General features: G+C 34.9%; 1 protein-coding gene and 1 pseudogene. Both read right to left on the bottom strand.

The window, feature by feature from the left end; genetic code table 11:
* Positions 1-1,549, bottom strand: a 1,549-nt coding sequence (locus ACH2CG_RS02630; protein WP_395061918.1) for a hypothetical protein, incomplete at its 3' end; no start/stop codon positions are given.
* A gap of 80 nt (positions 1,550-1,629) precedes the next feature.
* Positions 1,630-2,552: pseudogene (locus ACH2CG_RS02625) on the bottom strand (hypothetical protein); the annotation flags it as partial.

The following is a 2,552-nucleotide window of genomic DNA, read 5'->3' as shown; positions in this document are numbered from 1 at the left end:
TACTGCTGTTACCTGGTAAATTACAAGTGTAATATTTTTCCGTTTCTTTTATGATTTCATCATACTTTCCTTCATCAAAATATTTTATTAACACTGTTTTTTCATATTTATAGGCAAGAGATTTAAAATATGCCTCTTTTAGTAATTCTTTTGTTAACAGCTGCTTATTGTCAAAAAAATAAAGGTTGAAAAGAGAGTATGTATCTCCTCCAATATTAGCATCTATGAATTTTCCATCAGAAAAAAAATCATTGTCAGCATCTATGTCAGTACTAATATTTTGGGCTAAATTAATTGCGTAAGACTCTAGTTCTTCGTCAGATTTATTGATAAATCTTTGGGCTAAGTTTTGAAATATCATCTGCCCATAAATATTTAAATTTTGGCAATTTATTCCTATATTTATTGCTTTTGTTTCGTCTGTTGTAAAAGTAAGTGCATTAAGAGCCGTTATGTCAGCATCACTCATGAGATTCCAATTGACAGCATTTAGGGTAAGCAACTCAGTCCTTTGAGGAAAGTTTTTAGATTTGCTGTAAACATTGACAGTACATTTACCTTTAAGCTCTACAAATAAAATAGGATATGAACCTGTTGGCGTATATGCTCCCGCAGAAACAGGGTCTTCTACGAAATATTCTTTTGTATCTGTTAATGAGCCATCAGTATTTCTTGCATATCGTTTATAGCCACGAAATTTTTTGTTTTTATTATCAATATCGGCTTGATACTCAACATATTCATTACCTTCTTCTGCAACCCATCCGTATAGTACCCTACTGTAAGCTGCTATAACTATGGGGTGATTGCAATTAATTCTAATTACTCCACCAGAAGGCATTAGGTAATAATTTGACCAAGAGAAGCATCTTTCAGATATTTCTTGGGTAATTTCTACTGTTTCTTTTAAAGATTTACTGAATACTTCATTGGCGTATTGTGCAGATGTTGCTTTGTCTAAGTTGTTTTTTTGATATAACGCTGCTAGTTCTCTATTTAAAAATTTGAGGTCTGACGTTGTTAAATAATTTAAACCATTACAAGGAGTGTTTTTGGTAGCATCATTAACAATGGCTGTTGTTTCATTGCTGGATTTATTACCTGTACCCGTCGTAGTAGGTAAAACAAGTTTTACTTTAAATTCAACTTTGCCCGTTTTTACATCAATATGCTTGCCGACCAACAAATAATATTGAGTAGTTTTTTTGACTTCTACTTCCATTGCTTCAAATAGAACGGAATCCATTTTGATTTTACCCATTTGTTTGAGCAGAGGATATGAACCATAATCAAAAACTTTGAAGTTAGCTATATTGGATTTGGTAGCTACTGCTTTAATATCAATTGCAGATTTATCTAATTCTGCTAGAAATTTGTTTTCGATGCCTGTATGTTCAAATGATTTAAGAGCTCCACCACCTGCTGCGCCACGCGCTACACCCAACTCACGCAACGGATGAACAAGGCTACTATCTAGCGGGCTAGTTTGTGCTATTGAAAATTGTAAAAAAGCACAAAAGATGTATAAAAATAAGATTGCTTTTTTCATATTTTTAAAGTGTTTTAATTTTTTTAAATGAGGTGACAAAGGAAGGCTTTGCCACCTTGAAAAACTGTATTTGTATTTTCTTAATGGTTTACTTTTTTCTCCACTTTTGAAGTCAAAACTCCACTAGGGAGGTAATAATTAAAATTGAAAGTAGTGCTTGTCGGTGTCGGTGTATTGAACTGTGGCACTTGTGGTAAATCTTTTTTTGTTGCTTTACAATCGGTTTTGTCTGTTGTATACGAATATTCACTATCGCAGTTTTGATCTATTTTGAGTGCCGCTTTATTGTAAAATTCTTTTAGTCCATCTATCACTTTTGTGCCACTAGAATAACCTTCAAACTCAAATGAATATACATTACTGCTGCTGCCATTGGTAGTAGGGTCAGCTTCCAATTCACATTGTTCTCCAATTTCAATTTTAAATTGAGAAGAACCTTTGACTAAACCAAACAAAAGGTTGTAATTGACTGCCAAGCCACCACTTGCCCAAAAAGGATTAGGCCCTTTTTCTTGCAAAGCCGCCTCAACACCTACGCTGAGTATAGGGAATTTTTTATTTTTAACTTTAACACCAATATCGCCTTTGATTTGTGTGTACATTTGCCCCGAAGCATACCAGCCATTAAGCCCTATTTGTTTTCCTGTATTTTTACATTTTGCTTTGCCGTAATCTTGCATCATGACATCGAAACCTAAATCAACACTTACCAATCCGTAAATAAATGCATCTTGTTTGGTGCCGAATTGAAACTTGATGTCAGCTCCAAAAGCAAAGCCATTACCAGAGGCGCGTGTACTTTCATCGTTTATTTTCACACTATTCCCAACCAATTTTTGCGCATAAGCGGGCAATGGCGGCATAGGTTTTATTCCTGTACCAATATTGAGGTAAGCAGACGCACTGAGGTAGCCGAAGCCATGTGCATTGATACCAAGTACTATACGGTCAGTACCTTCGGCGTTGGTTCTTCCTATGTTGATATACCACTTGTCTGAAGCGA

It is taken from the genome of Flavobacterium sp., from assembly GCF_043778725.1.
GTDB lineage: Bacteria > Bacteroidota > Bacteroidia > Flavobacteriales > Flavobacteriaceae > Flavobacterium.
Note: the sequence above shows the minus strand (reverse complement) of the source record. Positions and strands in the feature narration are given on the sequence as shown.